At 68.6% G+C, this 21,926-nt stretch carries 15 protein-coding genes and 1 pseudogene; 12 read left to right on the top strand and 4 right to left on the bottom strand.

From position 1 onward, the window contains the following. Window positions 1–130 precede the first annotated feature (130 nt). The 8 genes and pseudogenes from AB0H61_RS05935 (at window position 131) to gatB (ending at window position 12,221) form a co-directional block, all read left to right on the top strand. A complete protein-coding gene (locus tag AB0H61_RS05935) occupies window positions 131–1,474 on the top strand; it encodes a histidine kinase (RefSeq protein WP_357299690.1) in 1,344 nt (447 codons plus the stop codon). A gap of 5 nt (window positions 1,475–1,479) precedes the next feature. Further along, window positions 1,480–2,166, top strand: coding sequence for a response regulator transcription factor (locus AB0H61_RS05930; protein ID WP_357299687.1), 687 nt, complete (start codon window positions 1,480–1,482; stop codon window positions 2,164–2,166). 50 nt (window positions 2,167–2,216) lie between these two features. Further along, window positions 2,217–3,044 (top strand): annotated as a pseudogene (locus AB0H61_RS05925) (serine/threonine-protein kinase); the annotation flags it as partial. Between the two features lie 1,210 nt (window positions 3,045–4,254). Next, window positions 4,255–5,130: a hypothetical protein gene (locus AB0H61_RS05920; RefSeq protein ID WP_357299684.1), complete on the top strand. Its 876-nt coding sequence runs from the start codon at window positions 4,255–4,257 to the stop codon at window positions 5,128–5,130. 258 nt (window positions 5,131–5,388) lie between these two features. Further along, the gene (locus AB0H61_RS05915; RefSeq protein WP_357299682.1) at window positions 5,389–7,893 is read left to right on the top strand and encodes a protein kinase; all 2,505 of its coding nucleotides are present in this window, start codon (window positions 5,389–5,391) and stop codon (window positions 7,891–7,893) included. Between the two features lie 94 nt (window positions 7,894–7,987). Continuing rightward, window positions 7,988–9,022, top strand: a complete 1,035-nt coding sequence (locus AB0H61_RS05910; RefSeq protein WP_357299679.1) for an ATP-dependent 6-phosphofructokinase — start codon at window positions 7,988–7,990, stop codon at window positions 9,020–9,022. A gap of 107 nt (window positions 9,023–9,129) precedes the next feature. Continuing rightward, window positions 9,130–10,509 (top strand): alpha/beta fold hydrolase, encoded by a 1,380-nt coding sequence (locus tag AB0H61_RS05905; protein WP_357299677.1) that lies wholly within the window; start codon window positions 9,130–9,132, stop codon window positions 10,507–10,509. Window positions 10,510–10,709: 200 nt separating this feature from the next. Beyond that, window positions 10,710–12,221, top strand: a complete 1,512-nt coding sequence (gatB, locus tag AB0H61_RS05900) for an Asp-tRNA(Asn)/Glu-tRNA(Gln) amidotransferase subunit GatB (RefSeq protein WP_357299675.1) — start codon at window positions 10,710–10,712, stop codon at window positions 12,219–12,221. A gap of 66 nt (window positions 12,222–12,287) precedes the next feature. On the opposite strand, the gene AB0H61_RS05895 is transcribed toward gatB, so the two are convergent. Then, entirely contained in the window at window positions 12,288–13,388 is a 1,101-nt protein-coding gene (locus AB0H61_RS05895) for a PQQ-dependent sugar dehydrogenase (RefSeq protein ID WP_357299672.1), read from the bottom strand. A 213-nt stretch (window positions 13,389–13,601) separates the two neighbouring features. On the opposite strand from AB0H61_RS05895, the gene AB0H61_RS05890 reads away from it, so the two are divergent. Next, the gene (locus tag AB0H61_RS05890; protein WP_357299669.1) at window positions 13,602–14,459 is read left to right on the top strand and encodes a DoxX family protein; all 858 of its coding nucleotides are present in this window, start codon (window positions 13,602–13,604) and stop codon (window positions 14,457–14,459) included. A 61-nt stretch (window positions 14,460–14,520) separates the two neighbouring features. Here the strand turns inward: AB0H61_RS05890 and ilvD are convergent, their stop codons facing one another. Further along, window positions 14,521–16,362, bottom strand: a complete 1,842-nt coding sequence (gene ilvD, locus AB0H61_RS05885; protein WP_357299666.1) for a dihydroxy-acid dehydratase — start codon at window positions 16,360–16,362, stop codon at window positions 14,521–14,523. 523 nt (window positions 16,363–16,885) lie between these two features. After that, window positions 16,886–17,395: a PH domain-containing protein gene (locus tag AB0H61_RS05880; protein ID WP_357299663.1), complete on the bottom strand. Its 510-nt coding sequence runs from the start codon at window positions 17,393–17,395 to the stop codon at window positions 16,886–16,888. Between the two features lie 455 nt (window positions 17,396–17,850). On the opposite strand from AB0H61_RS05880, the gene AB0H61_RS05875 reads away from it, so the two are divergent. Genes AB0H61_RS05875 through ilvC form a run of 3 tightly spaced genes read left to right on the top strand, consistent with a single transcriptional unit; the run spans window position 17,851 to window position 21,357 of the window. Beyond that, entirely contained in the window at window positions 17,851–19,797 is a 1,947-nt protein-coding gene (locus tag AB0H61_RS05875) for an acetolactate synthase large subunit (RefSeq protein WP_357299660.1), read from the top strand. Further along, complete coding sequence (gene ilvN, locus AB0H61_RS05870) at window positions 19,794–20,297, top strand: acetolactate synthase small subunit (protein ID WP_040708923.1); 504 nt, start codon at window positions 19,794–19,796, stop codon at window positions 20,295–20,297. Before AB0H61_RS05875 ends, ilvN begins: the two co-directional genes overlap by 4 nt. Window positions 20,298–20,355: 58 nt before the next feature. After that, complete coding sequence (gene ilvC, locus AB0H61_RS05865; RefSeq protein WP_357299930.1) at window positions 20,356–21,357, top strand: ketol-acid reductoisomerase; 1,002 nt, start codon at window positions 20,356–20,358, stop codon at window positions 21,355–21,357. Between the two features lie 56 nt (window positions 21,358–21,413). Here ilvC and AB0H61_RS05860 read toward each other — a convergent pair whose 3' ends face one another. Then, window positions 21,414–21,866 carry a hypothetical protein gene (locus AB0H61_RS05860; RefSeq protein WP_357299657.1) on the bottom strand — a complete coding sequence of 151 codons (453 nt, stop codon included), beginning with the start codon at window positions 21,864–21,866 and terminating at the stop codon, window positions 21,414–21,416. Between the last annotated feature and the right edge of the window lie 60 nt (window positions 21,867–21,926).

The following is a 21,926-nucleotide window of genomic DNA, read 5'->3' as shown; positions in this document are numbered from 1 at the left end:
CCCACGCTACGTCCGGGCCGGGGGCGGTGTCTTCGTTCCTGGGGCGCGAATCGATCTCCTACCGGGGTAGGAGACCCGGCCCGCTTCCGGGACGATGTGGCCCACTGGACCCGGCGTCTAGCCTTACATCATGGATGTGATCCACGCCATCCCGTCGCCGGTGGGCGCCCGACCGGCGATACCGTTCCGGGAGAGCGGGCGAGTCCGGGACCGATTCGCGGCATTCCTGCGCAATCCCATCGCGGTGGTCCGGCGTAGCCTCGAGGAGTTGCCGTTCGACTACCCGCCCTCGGTGATGATCAGCGCCGACGCGGCGCTGGTGGTGGTCGCCGTCGGCGCGACGATCCAGCGACACGACTACTTCCCGACGGTTCTGCCATTGCTGGCGGTGCTGCTGGTCTTCGCCTCGGTGCCGCTGTTCTGCTTCTTCGGCGTGACCCCGAGCCCGATTCTGCTCGCCGCGTCCGGACTGGGCGCGACGGCGATCTTCCTGACCCAGCCGGTCTCCGCGGACTTCGCCCCGTTCGTCCTGGTGGTGATGGTCGGTGAAGTGGCGGCGATCGTGTCGAAACGCTGGAGCGCGGTCTTCGCAGTCCTCGCCGTGCTCGAATTGATCGCCTTCGATATGGCCGGACACCTGCAATGGAGCGTGAGCGGCCAGCGCCTGCAAGGAATCCAGATGTACACCGTCGGCATCGCGCTGGGCTGGCTGGTCGGCGTGATGCTGCAATACCAGCGCAAATTCCTCTATCAGGAACGCGAGAGCCAGGCGATCCGCGAGGCCCAGGCCGCGGGCGAGGAACGCCGTCGGATCGCCCGCGAGGTGCACGACGTCATCGCGCATTCGCTGAGCATTACCCTGCTGCACCTGACCGCGGCAAGGCACGCGCTGCAAACGGACCGGGACGTCGACGACGCGGTCGAGGCTCTGGTCGATGCCGAGCGGCTCGGCAGGCAGGCCATGGCCGATATTCGTCGCATTATCGGGTTGCTCGACACGGGGCCGTCGAAGACGGTGCCGGAACCGGGCATCGGCGATATCGAGGACCTCGTGGGTGACTTCGTCCGCGCCGGCCTCGACGTCCGCGCCACCTTCGCCGGCGATCTCGATACGGTGTCCGCCGGGGTCGGGCTCGCGCTCTATCGCATCGGGCAGGAATCGCTGGCCAATGTGGTGAAGCATGCGCCGGGTGCGACCGCGACAGTCCGGTTGACGGTCGACGAGGCGGCGGTGCGACTCGATGTCGACAACACGCTTCCCGCGGGTCCCGCCCGGGATCCCGGCGGTGGGATGGGACTGTCCGGCATGCGTCAGCGCGCCGAACTGCTCGGTGGCCGTATCGCGGCCGGACCCTACGACGACGGCTGGTCCGTGCGCGCCGAATTCCCGCTGGCCGCCTCCCGCGCGCGGCTGTCGTGCCCGCTGCCCGGCTTGGTCCACGGTGCCGCGACGACGGCCCGGGAGGGTATGTGACGACAATGTCTTCGGCGAGTGGCGAGGACACCGTCGCCGTGCTGGTGGTCGATGATCAGGAACTGGTGCGCGGCGGGCTGCGGCGCATTCTGCGGCGCCGAGACGGCTTCCTGGTCAGCGAATGCGCCGATGGTGACGAGGTGCCCGCCGCGGTCGCGACCGCGCGCCCGGATGTGGTGCTGATGGATCTGCGGATGAAGCGGGTCGGCGGCATCGACGCGACCCGGTCGCTGCGCGCCGACGAGGGCGCGCCGCCGGTGCTGGTGCTCACCACCTTCGACGACGACCAGTTGCTGTCGGGCGCGCTGCGAGCCGGGGCGGCCGGATTCATCCTCAAGGATTCACCCGCCGAAGACCTGATCCGCGCGGTGCGGACGGTGGCCGCGGGCGGCGCCTGGCTCGATCCGTCCGTCACCGGACGGGTGCTGTCGGCCTATCGCACCGTGCGCCCGGCGCCCGTGCGGGGCGGGGATCGGCTCGGCGAACTGACCGCGCGCGAGTACGAGGTGCTCGAATTGATCGGCCGCGGCCGCAGCAACTCGGAGATCGCCACGGAGCTGGGCATCTCCGAAGTAACCGTGAAAAGCCATGTCGGACACATATTCGGCAAGCTCGACCTGCGAGATCGGGCCGCCGCGATCGTCTTTGCGTTTGACCACGGGGTGGTCGCACCAGGAGAATCCACTGTTTGACGGGTCGGCCCGGTACCTCGAAGCCGCCCGGGAAGCGGAGGTTTCACGGGGTGGACGGACCTGGATGGAGGGTCGGCAGTCGGTTCGGGCCGTACGAGTTGCGCTCGCTGCTGGGCAAAGGCGGCATGGGCGAGGTGTACGAGGCCTATGACACGGTGAAGGACCGGGTGGTAGCGGTCAAGCTGCTGCCCGAGGAACTCGCCAAAGACCCGGTGTACCAGGTACGTTTCCGGCGCGAATCGCAGGCTGCCGCGCGGCTGGCCGAGCCGCACATCATCCCGATCCACGACTGGGGCGTGATCGACGGGGTGCTCTTCATCGACATGCGCCTGGTCCCGGGCGTCGATCTGCGCTCCATCCTGCGCGGCCAAGGACCGATGAGTGCCGAGCGCGCCCTCGGCATCGTCGAGCAGATCGCGGCCGCGCTGGACGCGGCGCACGCCGACGGACTGGTGCATCGCGATGTCAAGCCCGCCAACATCCTGGTCACCGACGCGGATTTCGCGTACCTCGCCGACTTCGGCATCGCCCACACCGAGGGCGACAGCACGGTAACCCAGGTCGGCATGGCCGTCGGCTCCTACATCTATATGGCGCCGGAGCGTTTCGACGTCGGCACGGTGACCGGGCGCGCCGATATCTATTCGCTCGCCTGTGTACTGCACGAATGCCTCACCGGAGCAACACCGTTCCCGGCGGGGAGCATGAATGTGCTGATCCGGTCCCATCTCACCGAGCCGCCGCCGCGACCCAGCGTGCAGCGACCGGGAGTTCCGCCCGGGCTAGACGAGGTGATCGCCCGCGGCATGGCCAAGGATCCGGGTGACCGGTTCCCGACCGCCATCGCGCTGGCCCAGGCGGCCCGGGCCGCGCTGAGCACCGGACCGGCCCCGTCGGCACCGACCTTTGTGGTGCGCGCACCGGACCCGTCTCGCTTCGGGCAGTCCGATTCGGCGACGGCGCAACGGAGCGCGGTGATCCCGCCGGAAGCCACCGGGGAAATTTCGATCATCCATCCGACCGCCCCGACCGTGGTGCGTCCCAGCGATATCCAATTCACGCCGCTGCCGTCGCAGTCGGCACCGGCCGGGCCGACCCCGCCCACCCCGGTGCGGCCGTTCCCCGACGAGCATCTGTATCCGGAGGGGCAGCGGTATTCGGAGGCGACCGAGCCGCCCCGGTACCCGGCGCCGCAGACGCAGCGGTACGGGCAGATTCCGGCCGTCTCCGAGGGTGTCGCGCCGCAGACCCAGCGCTACGGCGAGGTCGCGTCCGTGAGCACGCCGTATGGCCAGGACGTGGAGCGATTCGGCGAGGTCGGGCCCCTGGCGCAGCAGTATGCCCCGGATGTCGAGCAATTCGGTGAGGTCGCCGCGCAGACCCAGCGGTACGGCGCGCCCGAGCGGCGTCCCGGAGCGCCGGGCCATCCGGGGACGCAGGCATATTCGGAGTATCGCCAGGAACCGGCAGCGCAGGGACAACCGTTCCCGGCCGCCGGGGGCTACGACGGCTACGACCCGCACGGCAACCAGGGCTACCGGCCGGGCGAATACGACGAGGACTACGGCCGAGGCGGCTACGAATCGCCGGAGTCGCAGCGTTCGATCGTGCTGCCCATCCTCGTCGCGGTGCTCATCATCGTGGTGATCGCCGTCGGCGGCGCGGTCGGCTGGTCGGTGCTCGGCTCACCCGACCAGGGCTCGGGTGCCGACAACCGGGCGGGCGCGACAGTCACCTCGGCGAGCCCGCGCGGCACCACGCCGGGCGGCGCCGCCGCCACCACCGCCGCACCCACGACGACCTCGTCCGCGCCCACCTCGGTGACTCTGCCCGCGGGCGCCAAGTCGTGTTCGACGGGGCAGCCGGCGCCCGGCACCTTCACCCAGTCGGCAGCGGGTAGCGAGGTGACGAGTTGCCCATTCGCCGAGGCGGTTCGGCAGGCCTACGCCCAATCCGCTGCCGCCGCCTCCTCACGCGCACCCCGGTCGGTGGTAGCGACCAGCCCGGTCACCGGCCGGACGTACACAATGAATTGCGTCGCCGAGGGCCAAATGGTCGTCTGCACCGGCGGCGAGAACGCGGTGGTTTATGTCTATTGACCGTATCCGGAAAGCCTTGGGCGGCGGCGTACTCGCGCTTGCCCTGGTGACGTCGTGCGGAACCGGGGCGGGCTCCGATACCGCCGTGGAACCGACGACCATCACCGAGGCCGCGGCGCGTTCGGAACCAGAGCTATCGATGACCCTGCCCGGCACCCTCGCGGCCGGATTCCAGGAATTGCAGACCGCGCTGGGCGGGCATTTCGGCATGGCCGTGATGGCGGTCGGCAGCGACAAGATGGTGACCTTCGGTGACTGGACCACCGGCCCGGCCTGGTCGACCATGAAGGTGCCGTTGACCATCGCCGCGGTCCGCCGCAGCTCCGCGAACAGCACATATGCCGCGACCGCCGCGATCACCCAGTCCGATAACGCCGCCGCGGACGTGCTGTGGCAGTCGCTCGGGTCCGGTCAGGACGCGGCCAAGGCGGTGGAGGCGGTATTGCGCGAGGGCGGGGACACCAAGACCACCGTGCCCGCCACCCGTTCCCGGGCCGAGCATTCGGCCTTCGGGCAGGCGGAATGGTCACTGGCCGAACAGGTTCGGTTCGCGTCCCGGCTGCCGTGCGTGCCGCAGAGTTCCACGGTGATCAAGCTGATGGAGCAGATCACCCCGAGTCACCGCTGGGGTCTCGGCGCGTTCAGCGGCGCCGAATTCAAGGGCGGGTGGGGGCCGGACACGTCGGGCTCCTACCTCGTGCGCCAGTTCGGGCTGCTCTCCGTTCCGACCGGTCAGATCGCCATCGCCATTGCGGCGCAACCCGAGTCGGGATCATTCGCCGACGGAATGGACGCCCTGGACAAAATGGCGACGCTGATCTCGGAGCACCTCGGCGAACTCGCCGCGGGCAAGTGCAAGCCCTGAGCGGATGTACGGTGTCCGAGCCGTATCCGAATGCGCCGATCGGGCAGCTGATTCGGTGCGTGCGCGGGTAATCCATCGGTGCGCCCACACGCCCGCCGGGGCCCGATGCGCAACGCTCGCGGCGCGCGCGTCGGGCACCGGATATGGGTTGTCGGAACACGAAACGGCGGACGCGCCGAGAGCGAACAATGTAGGTGAGGTCGCGGGGACCCACGCGTGCGGTCCGACCGGCCGCGCCCGCCAGGTGGAGGTAACGGGGTGGATGACGCGGAGTCGCGGGTCGGTTCCCGGTTCGGACCGTACGAGTTGCGCTCACTGCTGGGCCGGGGCGGGATGGGCGAGGTCTACGAGGCGTACGACACGGTGAAGGATCGGGTCGTCGCGGTGAAACTGCTGCCCCCCGACCTCGCCGAAGACCCCGTATTCCAGCAGCGGTTCCGCCTCGAATCGCAGGCCGCCGCGCGGCTGGCCGAACCGCATGTCATCCCGATCCACGACTGGGGCGAGATCGATGGCGTCCTCTACATCGACATGCGGCTGGTCCGCGGCAGTGATCTGCGGTCGGTGCTGCGCCAGAAGGGGCCGCTGAGTCCGGTGCGCGCGGTCGGCATCATCGAACAGATCGCCGCCGCCCTGGACGCCGCGCACGCCGAAGGTCTGGTGCATCGCGATGTGAAGCCGGCCAACATCCTGGTGACCCCCTCGGATTTCGCCTATCTCGCCGACTTCGGCATCGCCCGCTCCACCGGGGATCCGAATGTGACCGCCACCGGTACCGCCGTCGGCTCCTACAACTACATCGCGCCGGAGCGCTTCGATACCGCACCGGTCACCGGCACCGCCGACGTCTACTCCCTGGCCTGCGTCCTCTACGAATGCCTGACCGGCGCACAGCCTTTTCCGGTCGACGCAATGAGCGTGCTGATCCGCTCACATCTGACCGCCCCGCCCCCGCGCCCGACGAGCAAACGCGCGGGTCTACCCGCGGCACTGGACGACGTCATCACCCGCGGCATGGCGAAGGACCCCGCCGACCGCTATCCGAGCGCCAGCGCCCTCGCGGCCGCGGCCCGCGCCGCCGTCACCGCGCCACCCCCGACCCCGGATTCCGAACTCCCGACCCGGCGCATGTCGACCGTGTCCACGCCGCCCGCCCCGCCGACCGTGATCTTTCCGGCCGTGGAAACCACACCGGCACAGCGTGATTCCCGCCCACCCGGGGGTGTGCCGAGCGAAGTCGCCGACCGGCGGATCACCGGCGGCCCCGCGCCTCGGCCACACCCGGTGCCCCATGCCGCCGGAGGCGGTGTGCGGCCGGGCCGAATCGCCGAGTCCGGCAAGCGAACCGGTGGGGGATCGGTCGAACCATCGGAACTCGCGCGGCCGCACTTCGCCGGGATCGGCCCCGCCCGCCCCGGGCCTCAGGGTGCGGCGGCGCCCACCGTCGATCTCGATGCCATGGCGGAGGGACCCGCCGAGCCATCCGGTAGGGGACCAGCCGAGCCGAGCCGGACGCGGTCCGCGGGAGATGTGCTCGCCCGCGAGACTCGTTCCCGTACTTCGGAAGACGATATTCCCGGCGACCCGCAACGCGGTAATGCGGCGACGGTGGACCTCGCCGCGGTGGGGGACGAGCCCACGGTGTCCGGAGCGGTACTTCGAGCGCGGACCGGGCGGTCCGCCGAGCCCGCGACGTCAGATGTTTCCGGCCCGGCGGGTGGTGCGCACCCCTCGGGAGGCGAGGTCCCGGGAGCGCGGCCAGGAGCCGATGCGGCCACGGCCGACCTCGCCGCGGTGGCGCGCGCGGTATCCGGTAAAGGCCCGGATATGACCAAGGTGCCCGGCAAGGGTGTTCGCGCTGGAACGCCGGACGGGGCCGTGACCGGGAGGTCCCCCGGGATCGACGGACGGAGTGGACCGAGGTCCGATCAGCGGTCATCGGGACTCGGTCGGCCTGCCGGGACCGGTTCCGCTCGCCCGGAGGCCGCAGCCACCAAGGCGGCGGCCGGACAGACACCCGGTCCGCGCGGGCCCGCGGGTGCGGTGGGGATCCCGGATGCCGGAATCGCCGCGCCCACCATGGAAATCGGCCGGATCGGCAGCGCACCGATCGACCGGTCGTCGACGGCGCTGTCGTCGCCCGGCGGCGATCGGGCGCGGCCGGATAAGGCGGCCGGACGATCCGGGCTGTCGGGGCACGGCGTCGCCGCACCGGAACCCTCGATCGCCGGATCGGCCGCGGCCACCACCCGGCTCGGCCGCATCGATGACGCCGCCGTCACCGTCCAACGGTCGGCCATCGCCGCACCCGTGCCCGCTGGCGATGACCCGCCGTCGGGCAAAACCGGCAGATCCAGACGTGGCAGGTACTGGTTCGGCGCACTCCTCGTGGTCGCGATTGCCCTCGCCGGTCTCATCGGCTGGCAGGTGCGCAGTGGGTCGCCGGGCGGTGACCCGACCCCGCCGAACATCCCGGCGACATCGGTCGCGCTGCCCGACGGCGCGCAGAGGTGTGCGCAAACAGAGCAGCCGATCGGGCGGTTCACCGCGTCGGCGGCGGGTACCTCGGTGACCAGTTGCCCCTTCGCCGAAGCGCTGCGCACGGCCTACGCCGAGTCGGCCGCAGATGCGGGCGTCGGTGATCAGCGCACCGTGACGGCGACGAGCCCGATCAACGGCCGCGAGTACTCGATGCATTGCACCGCAGGCGCCGAATTCGTCACCTGCACCGGCGGTGTGAACGCCATCGTCTATATCTACTGAGCCGATCCGGAGACCCGCCGTGCGTGCAGCTGGTTACCCAAGGTTCACGGGGGCGCAGGTCGCAGGGTATGCCGCGAGGGGCAAGATATCGGCCATGCGCATCGGAGTCTTGACCGGAGGCGGGGACTGTCCAGGACTGAACGCGGTCATCCGCGCCGTCGTTCGCACCGCGAACGGACGCTACGGAGACGCGGTCGTCGGCTTCGAGGACGGTTGGCGCGGTCTATTGGAGGATCGCAAGATCCAGATCCTCAACGACGACCGCACCGACCGGCTGCTCACCAAGGGCGGCACCATCCTCGGCACCGCTCGCACCAATCCCGACGTGTTGCTCGCGGGTCTGCCCCGGATCAAACAAACCCTCGACGACAACGGCATCGACGCACTCATTCCGATCGGCGGCGAAGGCACCCTGACCGCCGCCAGCTGGCTCTCCGACGAGGGCGTGCCGGTGGTCGGCGTCCCGAAGACCATCGATAACGATATCGACTGCACCGATGTCACTTTCGGCCACGACACCGCGCTGAGCATCGCCAGCGAGGCGATCGACCGCCTGCACACCACCGCCGAATCGCATCAGCGCGTCATGCTGGTCGAGGTGATGGGGCGGCACGCGGGCTGGATCGCCGTCAACGCGGGCATGGCGGCGGGTGCGCACCTCACCCTGGTGCCCGAGGTGCCATTCGAGGTGGATGAGGTCTGCGCCATGATCAAGCGGCGTTTCCAGCGCGGCGATAAGCACTTCATCTGTGTGGTGGCAGAGGGATCGCATCCGGCGCCGGAGTCCGATTTCTCCTTGCGCGAGGGCGGTGTCGACGAATTCGGCCACGAGCGTTTCACCGGTGTCGCCCAGCAGCTCGGGGCCGAGATCGAACGCCGCATCGGCAAGGAGGTGCGGACCACCGTGCTCGGTCACGTGCAGCGCGGCGGCAGCCCGACCCCGTACGACCGGGTTCTCGCCACCCGATTCGGTCTGCACGCCGCGGAAGCCGTGCACGCGGGCCGCTTCGGCCAAATGGTCGCGCTGCATGGCACGAATATCGACCTGGTTCCGCTGTCCGAGGCCACCAAACAACTCAAGCGCGTCCCCGAGGCCCGCTACCGAGAGGCGGAGGCCTTCTTCGGCTGACCTCGGACTTTCGGGGCTATCACCGAGGGCGGTGTCATTCCCGCGGCGTACGGCGGGGCGACTCGCGGTTGATCCGGATCGTGGTGTCCGCTCGGTAGGGTTCGGCTATGCGTACCGGTCGACTGATCGCGTTGACACTGTCCATCGTCGCCGCCGTGATGGTGGCGGCGGGATGTTCGTCGGATTCGAATCCGCCGGATCCGACGACAGGGGACTGGCACGGCGCGATTCAGGTGCCGGGACAGCCGCTCGAGGTCGGCGTGACCTTCGCCGAGGACGGCACCGCCACCATCGATATCCCGGAGCAGGGGGTGCGGGATGCGCAGCTGAAGGATGTGAGGTCGGATCGCGAGGCGGTCGAGTTCCGGCTCGCGGATATACCGGGGGATCCGATGTTCCGCGGCCGGTACGAGTCCGACCGAATCACCGGCGATTTCACCCAGGCCGGGCAGAGCTTCCCGCTGACGCTGGAGCGCGGCGGGATCGCGGGCACCGAACGTCCGCAGGAGCCGAAGCCGCCGTTCCCGTACCAATCCGAGGACATCACGTATCGCAGCGGCGATATCACCGTGGCGGGCACTCTCACTCGGCCCCAGGGCAATGGCCCGTTCCCCGCGGTGCTGATGATCACCGGCAGCGGCGCGCAGAATCGCGACGAAGAACTCATGGCGCACAAGCCCTTCCTGCTGCTGGCCGACACCCTCACCCGCGCGGGTTACGCGGTGCTGCGCACCGACGACCGCGGCGTCGGCGGCACCGGCGGCATACTGGAGACCTCGAACTACAACGATCTGGCGGGTGATGCGGCGGCGGGCGTGAGCTTCCTGCGCGGTCGCCCGGATATCGATCCGGCTCGGGTCGGGCTGTTCGGTCACAGCGAGGGCGGCTACCTGGCCCCGCTGGTCGCGTCCAAGCCCGATAGCGGTGTCGCATTCGCCATTCTGATGGCCGGTCCCTCCGTCCCCGGCAGCGATGTGCTGGTGGAGCAGACCCGGGTGATCATGGCCGCGAACGGCTCGGCGGCCGACGTCATCGACAAGCAAGTGCGCGATACCGCCGAAATGGCCGCGATGCTGAAAGCGGGCGACCTCGCGGGCGCCAAGGAATTCGCCAAGCGCGCCAACGCCGCACTGCCCGAGGACCAGCGGGTCCCGGAGTCCGAGGCGGGCGCGGACATCACACCGTACTTCGCGTCCCTGGTCGCCTACGATCCGGCACCCGCGCTGTCGTCCCTGCGCATCCCGGTTCTCGCTTTCTACGGTGGCAAGGACCTCCAGGTGCTCGCCTACCAGAACGAGCAGCCCGCCCGCGACCTGCTCGCCTCCGATCCGGATGCCACCGTGTACACCTTCCCCGGTCTGAACCACCTGATGCAGCCCACCGAGACCGGCAAACCCAGCGAGTATTCGACCATCGCGACGACGATCTCGCCCGAGGTCCTCACCTACATCACCGGCTGGCTCACCCAGCGCTTCCCGACGAAGTGATCACGGCCTGGCAGGTGCGGCGCCGGTTCGCCTGCCGGGGTCGCATGCACCAGGGACCCTCGACTCCCGGTGGTGATGTTCACCGGGCCGGGTAGTTCAGCCGCCATCGCCTATCGACCGGACCGACAGCGCGCCGTGGCGATCGTTTCGCGGTGCGCGACGGGCTCGGAGGTCGGCGCGGTACACCCTTACATAGACTGATGGTCATGAGTGCACCCACGGTCGAGTTGATGGATTACGCCGATGTCATCTCCCGGTACGAGCCGGTGCTGGGCATGGAGGTCCACGTCGAGCTGTCCACCGCGACGAAGATGTTCTGCGGCTGCCCGACCGAATTCGGTGCGCAACCGAATACCCAGGTGTGCCCGGTCTGCCTCGGTCTGCCCGGCTCGCTGCCGGTGGTGAACGAGAAGGCCGTCGAGTCGGCCATCCGGATCGGCCTGGCGCTGAACTGTTCGATCACCCCGTGGGGCCGTTTCGCGCGCAAGAACTACTTCTACCCGGACCAGCCGAAGAACTACCAGATCAGCCAGTACGACGAGCCGATCGCCGTCAACGGCTACCTCGACGTGGTGCTCGATGACGGCAGCACCTTCCGCGTCGAGATCGAGCGCGCGCATATGGAGGAGGACACCGGCAAGTCGTTGCACGTCGGCGGTGCGACCGGCCGCATCCACGGCGCCAGCCACTCGCTGCTCGACTACAACCGGGCGGGTGTGCCGCTGATCGAGATCGTCACCAAGCCGATCACCGGCGCGGGGGAGCGGGCGCCGGAGGTGGCGCGCGCCTACGTGACCGCGCTGCGCGAGGTACTGAAGTCGCTCAACGTCTCCGATGTGAAGATGGAGCAGGGCTCGCTGCGCTGTGACGCCAATGTCTCGCTGATGCCGGTGGGCGCCGCGGAATTCGGTACCCGCACCGAGACCAAAAATGTGAACTCGCTCAGGAGTGTCGAGGTCGCCGTCCGCTTCGAGATGCGCCGCCAGGGCGCGGTGCTGGCCGACGGCGGCACCGTAGTGCAGGAGACCCGCCACTTCCACGAGGCCGACGGCTCGACCTCGCCGGGCCGGGTCAAGGAGACCGCGGAGGATTACCGCTACTTCCCCGAACCCGACCTGGAACCCGTTGCGCCCGACGCGGACTGGGTGGAGGAACTGCGCGGCACCATCCCCGAATACCCGTGGCTGCGCCGCGCCCGCATCCAGTCCGAGTGGGAGTTGTCGGATGAGGTGATGCGCGACCTGGTGAACGCGGGCGCGCTGGATCTCATCATCGCCACCGTCGACGCGGGCGCCCCCGTCAACGAGGCGCGCTCCTGGTGGGTCGCCTACCTGACCGAGAAAGCCAAGGAGCGCGAGGTTTCCCTGGAAGATCTGCCGATCACGCCCGGTCAGGTGGCCGAGGTGATCAAGCTGGTCGACGCGAAGACGGTGAACAACAAGGTCGCCAAGCAGGTCGTCGACTTCGTGTTGGCGGGTGAGGGTGATCCGGCGCAGATCGTCGAGACCAAGGGACTCGGCATGGTCAGCGACGACAGCGCCCTGCAGGCGGAGGTCGAGAAGGCGCTGGCCGCGAACCCGGATATCGCCGAGAAGATCCGTTCCGGCAAGGTGCAGGCCGCGGGCAAGATCGTCGGTGACGTCATGAAGGCCACCCGCGGCCAGGCGGACGCCGCGCGCGTCCGCGAACTGGTCCTTACCGCCTGCGGGTAGTCACTCCCGAACTCCGGCCGCCCGCCACACCCGTGGCGGGCGGCCGTTCGTGCCATTCGTCCGCGATCAGTCCGGTCCGCCGCCGCCACCGGCCTGCGGCAAGGGAATCCGCACCACCCGATCGTCGTTCGGGCCGGGCTGCCCGTCGGTCTTGTTGACGGTGCCGACCCAGAAAGTGCCGTCCGGACCGATGGTCGCGCCGCCGAGCTGCCCGTACCTGTCCTGGGCGAGCAGGCTGGGCGCGGCGGTGATGGCATGGGTGTTCTCGTCGGCGGCGGCCAATGCCAGTGCCTTCGCGTAGGTCAGCGACACCGCCACGCCGTCGACCGCGGCCGCGCAGCCCGCGACCCCGGGACGGTCCGGCCAGGTCCAGGCGGTGGTGACCGATCCGTCGGGGCCGAGTCGCTGCAACCGGTCCTCGACGGGGGTGCGGTCGGTGAACCAGACGCTGTCCTTGCCGTCGCGGCACAGGTCACCGGCGACGCCGATACCCGAGGACGCGATCTCGGCCGATGCCCCCGGCGCGGGTGCGTTCACTCGCAGCAGCTTGCCCGCCAGCGAGGAAGGGGTGGAGGCGAGGCCGGGATTGCCCGCGTCCCCGGTCAGCACCAGCAGCTGGTCCGGGGTCGCCCATTCGATCGCGCCGTGATTGCCGCTCGGTCCCTTGGGGATTCCGGTCAGGATGTCCTTCTGCGAGCCGTTCTCCGCGATGCGTACCACCCGGTTGTCGCTGGCGGTGGTGATGTAGGCGTATATCAGCCCGTCCTCGCGGAAGGTGGGGGACAGCACGATATCGCTGAGCCCGCCGTCGGACGAGCCGTCGACATTCACCTTCGCGACCTCGACGGGTGGGATGTCCGGATCCACCACCTCGAGGATGCGGCCGGTCCGGCGCTCGGCCACCAGCGCGCCCTCGCCGGTGGCGATGATGCCGCCGGTGGTATCCAGGCAGGTGGCGACGACCGCCGGATCCGGGTCGATGCACGGTCCGCTCGGCCGGGTGGTCGAGGCGGGCGTCTTTTTCGGCGCTTTGGGGTCCGCGGGATTGAATGTCGGTTCCGGTGTGAACGGGCTCGACGCGGAATCGTCGAACCGGGCGCATCCGGCCACCAGAACGGAGCCGAGCGCAAGACACATCGCGACGCGACCCACGACAACCAAACTCATGGTTCAGACGTTACGGAAATACCGGCGACCGCGCCCCTCCCGGGTCGGTGTTGCGGCGTCGACGGGCGCGCCGGGGCGATTGACACGCCGTTGCGTTGCGCTGCCGAGACCATGAGGGTCGGCATAGGGTGTGGCGGTGAGTGAGTGCAGCGATCGAACCATCGACACAGTCCCGTCGGGCCCGGCGGAGCCGAGTGACAGCGAGGCGCGGCGGTGAACGAGAAGTCATCGATCGACACATCCGGGCCGGCTACGGCGTCGATAGACGCGCAGGAGGCGGTGTCGACCACCAGCCGAGGGGTGACCAGCCCCTACGATTCACCGACCGGGCAGCTACCACGCGTCGATATGTCGAAGGCTCCCGCACCGCGCAAGGACGTGCCACGGACGGATGAGGAACTGGGCCTCGACCCCGACGTGCCCACGGTGTCGGAGAGCGCGGATTCGGCCTACGCCTACGCCAGCATCCCGCCCGCCATGAATCCGCCGGGCGAGCCGAGTAGGTCCCTGCGCCGCCGCAATGCCGAAAACCGGCGCGGCACCCTGGATCTCGGCCTGTTCCTGTTGCGCCTGGTCGTCGGCGGTACCTTCATCTACCACGGCCTGCAGAAGCTGACCGGATGGTTTCACGGCTCCGGCCTGGACGGCACCCGCGACATGATGGCCGACGGCGGCTGGGATCACGCCACCGTGTGCGCCCTCCTGGTCACCGCCGGCGAACTCGGCGGTGGCGCACTCCTGGTCCTCGGCCTGATGACCCCGCTCGCCGCGGGCGCGGTGCTGGCCGTAATCCTCGATGCCTGGGCCTGGAAGCAGGGCATGATTCCCGGCTTCCAGTACCAGGGCAGGGTCCCCAGCGGTGTCGAACTCGAAAGCGTCCTCGCGGGCACCGCCGCCGTCATCATCTTGACCGGCCCCGGCCGCTGGTCCTTCGACCGCAACCGCGGTTGGGCCAGCCGACCCGCCTATGGATCCTTCGTGGTCCTGCTGCTCGCCGTCGCGGCCGCCGCCGTCACGTACTGGTACCTGCACGGCGGCAACCCCCTTACCGGCATCGGTCCCTTCGACTGACGAGGCCGACCTATGAGCGACGCCCCGTAACCCGCGGGGCGTCGCTCTTCGGTTCTTCCGGCTATGGCACGCGGCGGACGGCGCCCTTGTCGGCGGACGTGGCCAGCGCGGCGTAGGCACGCAGCGCGGTGGTGACCGTTCGCTGGCGGTCCACCGGCTGCCAGGGGCGTTCGGACGCTTCCATTTTGGCGCGGCGTTCGGCGAGCACGGCATCGTCGACGACGACCTCGAGGGTGCGGGTGGCGACGTCGATGCGGATCTGGTCGCCGTTCTCGACCAGGCCGATCACGCCGCCGCTGGCCGCCTCGGGTGAGATGTGCCCGATGGACAGGCCCGAGGTGCCGCCGGAGAAGCGGCCGTCGGTGATCAGCGCGCACTGCTTGCCGAGGCCCGCGCCCTTCAGGAAGGCGGTGGGGTGCAGCATCTCCTGCATGCCGGGGCCGCCCGAAGGACCCTCGTAACGGACCACGATCACATCGCCCGGCTTGATCTGCTTGCCGAGGATGACCGAGACGGCCTCCTCCTGCGACTCGACCACCACGGCCGGGCCCTGGAAGGAGAACAGTTCCTCGTCGATGCCCGCGGTCTTGAGGATCGCGCCGTCCGGAGCGATGTTGCCGCGCAATACGACCAGACCGCCTTCGACGGTGTAGGCGTGCTCCTTGTCTCGGATGCAGCCGCCCGCGGCATCGGTATCCAGCGAGGACCAGCGGTTCTCGGTGGAGAACGGCTCGGTGGTCCGCACGCCGCCCGGCGCCGCGTGGAACAGTTCGATGGCTTCCTCGGAGGCCTTGCCGGAGCGGATATCCCAGGTGTCGAGCCACTCGTCGAAGCCGGCGGAGTGCACGGTGGACACGTCGGTCTCGAGCAGACCGGCGCGGCGCAGCTCGCCGAGGATGGCGGGGATGCCGCCCGCGCGATGCACGTCCTCCATGTGGTAGTCCGAGTTCGGCGAAACCTTGGACAGGCAGGGCACCCGGCGGCTGATCTCATCGATGGTGGTGAGATCGAAGTCGATCTCACCCTCCTGCGCGGCGGCCAGCGTGTGCAGCACGGTGTTGGTGGAACCGCCCATCGCGACATCCAGTGCCATCGCATTGCGGAAGGCCTTTTCGTCGGCCACATTTCGCGGCAGCACCGACGCGTCGTCCTCGCGGTACCAGCGGTTGGCGATATCGACGATGACCGTGCCTGCCCGCTCGAACAGTGCGCGGCGCGCGGCATGCGTGGCCAGGGTGGAACCGTTGCCGGGCAGCGTGAGGCCGAGCGCCTCGGTGAGGCAGTTCATCGAGTTGGCGGTGAACATGCCGGAACAGGAACCGCAGGTCGGGCATGCGCTGCGCTCGACCTCGGACAAACCCTCCTCGGAGACAGCCTGATTCGCGCTGGCGGCGATCGCGGTGATCAGGTCGGTCGGCGCCTGTGCGACACCACCGACCACGACCGCCTTACCGGCCTCCATCGGACCGCCGGAGACGAATACGGTCGGGATGTTCACCCGCATGGCGGCATTCAGCATGCCGGGAGTGATTTTGTCGCAGTTGGAGATACAGACCAGTGCGTCGGCGGTATGCGCGTTGACCATGTATTCGACCGAATCGGCGATGATCTCGCGCGAGGGCAGCGAGTAGAGCATGCCGCCGTGACCCATGGCGATACCGTCATCGACGGCGATGGTGTGGAATTCGCGCGGCACACCACCCGCGGCGCGCACCGACTCGGCCACGATCTCGCCGACATCCTTCAAATGCACGTGGCCAGGGACGAACTGGGTGTAGGAGTTCGCGATGGCGACGATCGGCTTACCGAAATCGGAGTCGGTCATACCGGTGGCCCGCCAGAGGGCGCGAGCGCCCGCGGCATTGCGGCCGATGGTGGTGGTGCGTGAACGAAGCGGTGGCATGAAATGGTCCTCGATGGGGTCGCGGGGGCTGATGTGCGACTGCGCAGAGTTGGCTCGGCGGCGTCCCCACGGTACTCCCGGCGGGCGTTGGCGCTGTCGGCGGGAGCAGCGCGGATGAGCCGGTCGCGGAGCCCGTTCGGCGCCGCGGCGCGCGGCGCTGTGCGGACCGCGCGGCACCGTCGCGGCATACGGACCGGTGCACCCGGCGAACTACTGTGCGGTCGCGCACGCTGTCGGTGTCGCCGCGAGGGTGTCGTCGGCGCTGGCGGTGTCATCGGGGAGGTGTCGGTACCCGAACCGTCTGGGCGGCACGCGGATCGGAGTGTGTCGCCGGATCCGAGCACCTGATTGTGGAGCTGTACCGAGTCTATCGGGGCCGCGCCACCGGATATTCCCTCGGTGTAATCGGTCACAGCTCGCTTGCCGCGCGCGCCCATCGATGCCGATCGCCCCGCTCGCGTCGAACAGCGTGCGCGCGGGGTCGGTGCGGCCGTCGCTCGGCGACCCGCGGTCCGCGGTGAGGTCAGGCGTCTTTGGTCGGCCGCTGCTCGTCGCCGGATGTGTCGTCACTGGATGTGGCGTCGCCGGGTGTGGCGTCGTCGCGGTTGTCGGCCGATTCCTCGGACGCGACGCGTTCGGCGTAGGCCCGATCCTCGGCTTCCGCCGCCGCCGCGAACAGATCCGGGATCCGGCCCTTGGACGCGGCGATCAGGTCGCGCAGCCGGTCGTAACTCACCGCGGGCAGCTTCACCTCGGAATCGTCGGCGAGATGTGCCCGGACGAAACCGCGCTTGGGGATGCGCACGCCCTTGACCTGCGCCCAGTCCAGGTGCCGGGAACCGAAGACGGTCCGCAGATCCAGCCCCTTCTCCGAGACCGTCGTCTGCGTGCGCGTCACCCACACCGCCACCGCGACCGGCAGTAACAGCAGCCACCACAGGAAGGTCGGTGAGCCGACGAAAAAGAAGAACACGCAGAACAACAACACGACCACGCCCAGGTAGGCGAGCCGCGGGATGCGAATGATCTTCACGTCGGCCTCCGGCCGCGTCGGGGCCGACTCGCTACCCGTATCCGATCCCTCGGGTGCGGTATGGGACGATTTAGCCGGTGGCACGGACTGATGCGGTGATGACACACCACCATCCTCGCATCCTGGTGAACGGACACAAGCAACCGCACTGTCCCACATAATGGGACGCAATGGGTCATCTGTTTGACTCTTCGGTTCACGCCCGCTTAACGTCGTGCGCGTGAATCGGAACGAGTTGCTCGTAATCGGCCGGCGCGTCCAGCGTTGAGCCTGACTACCTGAGTCGAATACGTCAGCTCGCGTTGCGACGCGCCACCCTCGATCAGCCATGCGCTGACGGGGGCTTTTTTGTGTTCGGACAAAAGTCCGCACGTGGCGACTCGCAAGGCACCACGTGTCAATCACACGAAGCAGTGTTGTCCGGGGTCTAGTACGAACAGTTAGGAACGAAGACGGTGAGTGCACCAACCGCACGGCCCGGGCCATCGGCCCGCAGGCCAGCGCCTTCGGCGAGTCAGCAGGCCACGCCCGCTGGTCACACGACGTCCGCGGCGAACCGCCGCCAGGTCCCGCCCGAGCGGGTCACCGGCGCGCAGTCCGTCGTCCGCTCGCTCGAGGAGCTCGGCGTCGACACCGTATTCGGCATTCCCGGCGGCGCGATTCTCCCGGTGTACGACCCGCTGTTCGACTCCACCAAGGTGCGCCACGTGCTGGTGCGCCATGAGCAGGGCGCGGGCCACGCTGCCACCGGTTACGCCCAGGCCACCGGCAAGGTCGGTGTGTGTATGGCCACTTCCGGCCCCGGAGCGACCAACCTGGTCACCCCGATCGCCGACGCCCAGATGGACTCGGTCCCGATTGTCGCGATCACCGGCCAGGTCGGTCGCAGCCTGATCGGCACCGACGCGTTCCAGGAAGCCGACATCTCCGGCATCACCATGCCGGTCACCAAGCACAACTTCCTCATCACCGAGGGCACCGACATACCGCGCATCATCGCCGAGGCGTTCTACCTGGCGGCCTCGGGCCGCCCGGGCGCCGTGCTGGTCGATATCCCGAAGGACGTGCTGCAGGCGCAGACCACCTTCAGCTGGCCGCCGGAAATGCGGCTGCCCGGCTATCGTCCGGTCACCAAGCCGCACGGCAAGCAGGTGCGCGAGGCCGCCCGGATGATCCTCGAGGCCAAGCAGCCGGTGCTCTACGTCGGCGGCGGTGTGATCAAGGCCGACGCCTCACCCGAACTGCTCGAGCTGGCCGAACTGACCGGCATTCCGGTGGTGACCACCCTCATGGCCCGCGGCGCCTTCCCGGACAGCCACCAGCTGAATATGGGCATGCCCGGTATGCACGGCACCGTCGGCGCGGTCGCCGCGCTGCAGAAGTCCGATCTGCTGATCACCCTCGGCGCGCGCTTCGACGATCGCGTCACCGGTCAGCTGGACTCCTTCGCGCCGGACGCCAAGGTGATCCACGCCGATATCGACCCGGCCGAGATCGGTAAGAACCGGCACGCGGACGTGCCGATCGTCGGTGACTGCCGCGAGGTGATCGTCGAACTGATCGAGACGCTCAAGGCCGATCCCTCCGGCTCGCCCAAGCTGGACCTCACCGACTGGTGGGAGTACCTCGACGGCATCCGCAAGAGCTACCCGCTGGGCTGGTCGCAGCCGAGCGACGGCTCGCTCTCGCCCGAATTCGTCATCGATGCGCTGGGCAGGCTCGCCGGACCCGACGCGATCTACTGCGCGGGCGTCGGCCAGCACCAGATGTGGGCCGCCCAGTTCATCAAGTACGAGAAGCCGCGCACCTGGCTGAACTCCGGTGGTCTCGGCACCATGGGCTACGCCGTCCCGGCCGCCATGGGCGCCAAGATGGGCGCGCCGGACCGGGAAGTCTGGGCGGTCGACGGTGACGGCTGCTTCCAGATGACCAACCAGGAACTGGCCACCTGCGCCGTCGAGGGCGTGCCGATCAAGGTCGCGCTGATCAACAACGGCAACCTCGGCATGGTCCGCCAGTGGCAGACCCTGTTCTACGAGGAGCGCTACTCCAACACCGATCTCGGCACGCACACCCTGCGCATCCCCGACTTCGTGAAGCTCGCGGAAGCGCTCGGCTGCCACGGCATCCGGGTGGAGCGCGAGGAGGATGTGGAGGCCGCGATCCGCGAGGCGCAGTCGATCAACGACCGTCCCGTGGTGATCGACTTCATCGTCGGCAAGGACGCGCAGGTGTGGCCGATGGTCGCCGCCGGCACCAGCAATGACGAGATCATGGCCGCGCGCGGCATCCGCCCCCTGTTCGACGAGGACGAGCAGGCCGCCGAGCCCGCCGTCATCCACGAGGCCCTCTCGCACGACCGAGAGAAGGCCGAGCACGAGAAGACCAAGGTGAGCGAATGAGTACGACCCACACCCTGAGCGTTCTCGTCGAGGACAAGCCGGGCGTGCTGGCGAGGGTCGCGAGTCTGTTCTCGCGCCGCGGCTTCAATATCGAGTCACTGGCGGTCGGCGGTACGGAGCTCCCCGAGATCTCCCGCATGACCATCGTCGTGACCGTCGACGATCTGCCGCTGGAGCAGGTCACCAAGCAGCTCAACAAGCTGGTGAACGTCATCAAGATCGTGGAGCAGGATGCCGACGCCTCGGTGGCTCGCGAACTGATCCTGGTGAAGGTGCGCGCCGACGCCAGCGTGCGGACCCAGGTCATCGAGGCCGTTACGCTCTTCCGTGCGAAGGTCATCGACGTGTCCCCGGACGCGCTCACCGTCGAGGCGACCGGAACCCGGTCCAAGCTCGACGCGCTGCTGCGCATGCTCGAACCGTATGGCATTCGCGAGATCGTGCAGTCCGGTGTGGTGGCGGTGGGTCGCGGTCCCAAGTCGATCACCGCAACCCGCTAACCAAAGAATCAGCCTAAGAAGAGAATCCGAGAAGGGACCAACAACAGTGGCAGTCGAGATGTTCTACGACGACGACGCCGACCTGTCGATCATCCAGGGCCGCAAGGTCGCGGTGATCGGCTACGGCAGCCAGGGCCACGCGCACTCGCTGAGCCTGCGCGACTCCGGCGTGGACGTCCGCGTCGGCCTCGCCGAGGGTTCGAAGTCGCGTCCCAAGGCCGAGGAGGCGGGCCTGACTGTCGGCACCCCGGCCGAGGTTTCGGCGTGGGCCGACGTGATCATGGTGCTGGCGCCCGACACCGCGCAGGCGTCGATCTTCACCAACGACATCGAGCCGAACCTGAAGGACGGCGACGCGCTGTTCTTCGGCCACGGCCTGAACATCCACTTCGGCCTGATCAAGCCCCCGGCGAACGTGACCATCGGCATGGTCGCGCCGAAGGGCCCGGGCCACCTGGTGCGTCGTCAGTTCGTCGACGGCAAGGGCGTTCCGGCCCTGATCGCCGTCGAGCAGGACCCGAAGGGTGAGGGCCAGGCGCTGGCGCTGTCCTACGCCAAGGGCATCGGCGGCACCCGCGCCGGCGTCATCAAGACCACCTTCAAGGAAGAGACCGAGACCGACCTGTTCGGTGAGCAGGCAGTGCTCTGCGGTGGTACCGAGGAACTGGTCAAGACCGGTTTCGAGGTTATGGTCGAGGCCGGTTACGCGCCGGAGATGGCCTACTTCGAGGTGCTGCACGAGCTGAAGCTGATCGTCGACCTCATGTACGAGGGCGGCATCGCGCGCATGAACTACTCGGTTTCCGACACCGCCGAATTCGGTGGCTACCTGTCGGGCCCGCGGGTCATCGATGCCGACACCAAGAAGCGGATGCAGGACATCCTGAAGGACATTCAGGACGGCAGCTTCGTCAAGCGTCTGGTCGCCAACGTCGAGGGCGGAAACAAGGAGCTCGAGGCACTGCGTAAGCAGAACGCCGAGCACCCGATCGAGGTCACCGGCGCCAAGCTGCGCGGCCTGATGAGCTGGGTCGATCGCCCGATCACCGAAACCGCGTAGGTTTCGGCAGAACCGAAAGGGCCCGTTCGTCATTCGACGAACGGGCCCTCGGTGTATCAGCCCTGGTACTTCTCTACGGTGAATGCGACCTGACCGGATTCGCCCAGATGCGCCGCGCCCACCGTGACGGTGCCGACGAAATTGCCGAATCCCGGTTGGAAGATCGACGATTTCGGATCGCTGACCCAGGAACCGGGACCGGTGGCATGTGCCGTGCGGGTCCCGGATTCGCCGGTATCGACATTCTTCCAGTGCAGCGTGACGTCCAGGCCACAGGATCCGAACCCGATCATGTTGGTGCTGACCGTGAACGACGCCGAATTCGGGTATCCGGGACCGTGCACCGACGAATCGACCACCGCGACGCACGCTCCGTCGGTGAGCGAATAGATCGTCTGGAACTTACCGCCCGATGCGGCGGATGCGGGTCCGGCGTTGACCATGAGCAATGCCGTTGCGGCGAGGGCGCCGGTCGCGGGAAGCACGAATACTCTGCTGACCGATTTCATCTGAACCTCTGTCGAGTGGGATGAACCTATCCGATGACGAGGTCGAACCATACCCGCTGT

Source organism: Nocardia sp. NPDC050710, from assembly GCF_040654375.1.
In the GTDB taxonomy this organism is placed as follows: domain Bacteria; phylum Actinomycetota; class Actinomycetes; order Mycobacteriales; family Mycobacteriaceae; genus Nocardia.
Note: the sequence above shows the minus strand (reverse complement) of the source record. Positions and strands in the feature narration are given on the sequence as shown.

Bases quoted from the DNA above. Each gene is read 5' to 3' on its own strand.
- AB0H61_RS05935 (WP_357299690.1), top strand. From the start codon at position 131: ATGGATGTGATCCACGCCATCCCGTCGCCGGTGGGCGCCCGACCGGCG.
- AB0H61_RS05930 (WP_357299687.1), top strand. From the start codon at position 1,480: ATGTCTTCGGCGAGTGGCGAGGACACCGTCGCCGTGCTGGTGGTCGAT.
- AB0H61_RS05920 (WP_357299684.1), top strand. From the start codon at position 4,255: ATGTCTATTGACCGTATCCGGAAAGCCTTGGGCGGCGGCGTACTCGCG.
- AB0H61_RS05910 (WP_357299679.1), top strand. From the start codon at position 7,988: ATGCGCATCGGAGTCTTGACCGGAGGCGGGGACTGTCCAGGACTGAAC.
- AB0H61_RS05905 (WP_357299677.1), top strand. From the start codon at position 9,130: ATGCGTACCGGTCGACTGATCGCGTTGACACTGTCCATCGTCGCCGCC.
- gatB (WP_357299675.1), top strand. From the start codon at position 10,710: ATGGTCATGAGTGCACCCACGGTCGAGTTGATGGATTACGCCGATGTC.
- AB0H61_RS05895 (WP_357299672.1), bottom strand. From the start codon at position 13,388: ATGAGTTTGGTTGTCGTGGGTCGCGTCGCGATGTGTCTTGCGCTCGGC.
- ilvD (WP_357299666.1), bottom strand. From the start codon at position 16,362: ATGCCACCGCTTCGTTCACGCACCACCACCATCGGCCGCAATGCCGCG.
- ilvN (WP_040708923.1), top strand. From the start codon at position 19,794: ATGAGTACGACCCACACCCTGAGCGTTCTCGTCGAGGACAAGCCGGGC.
- ilvC (WP_357299930.1), top strand. From the start codon at position 20,356: ATGTTCTACGACGACGACGCCGACCTGTCGATCATCCAGGGCCGCAAG.
- AB0H61_RS05860 (WP_357299657.1), bottom strand. From the start codon at position 21,866: ATGAAATCGGTCAGCAGAGTATTCGTGCTTCCCGCGACCGGCGCCCTC.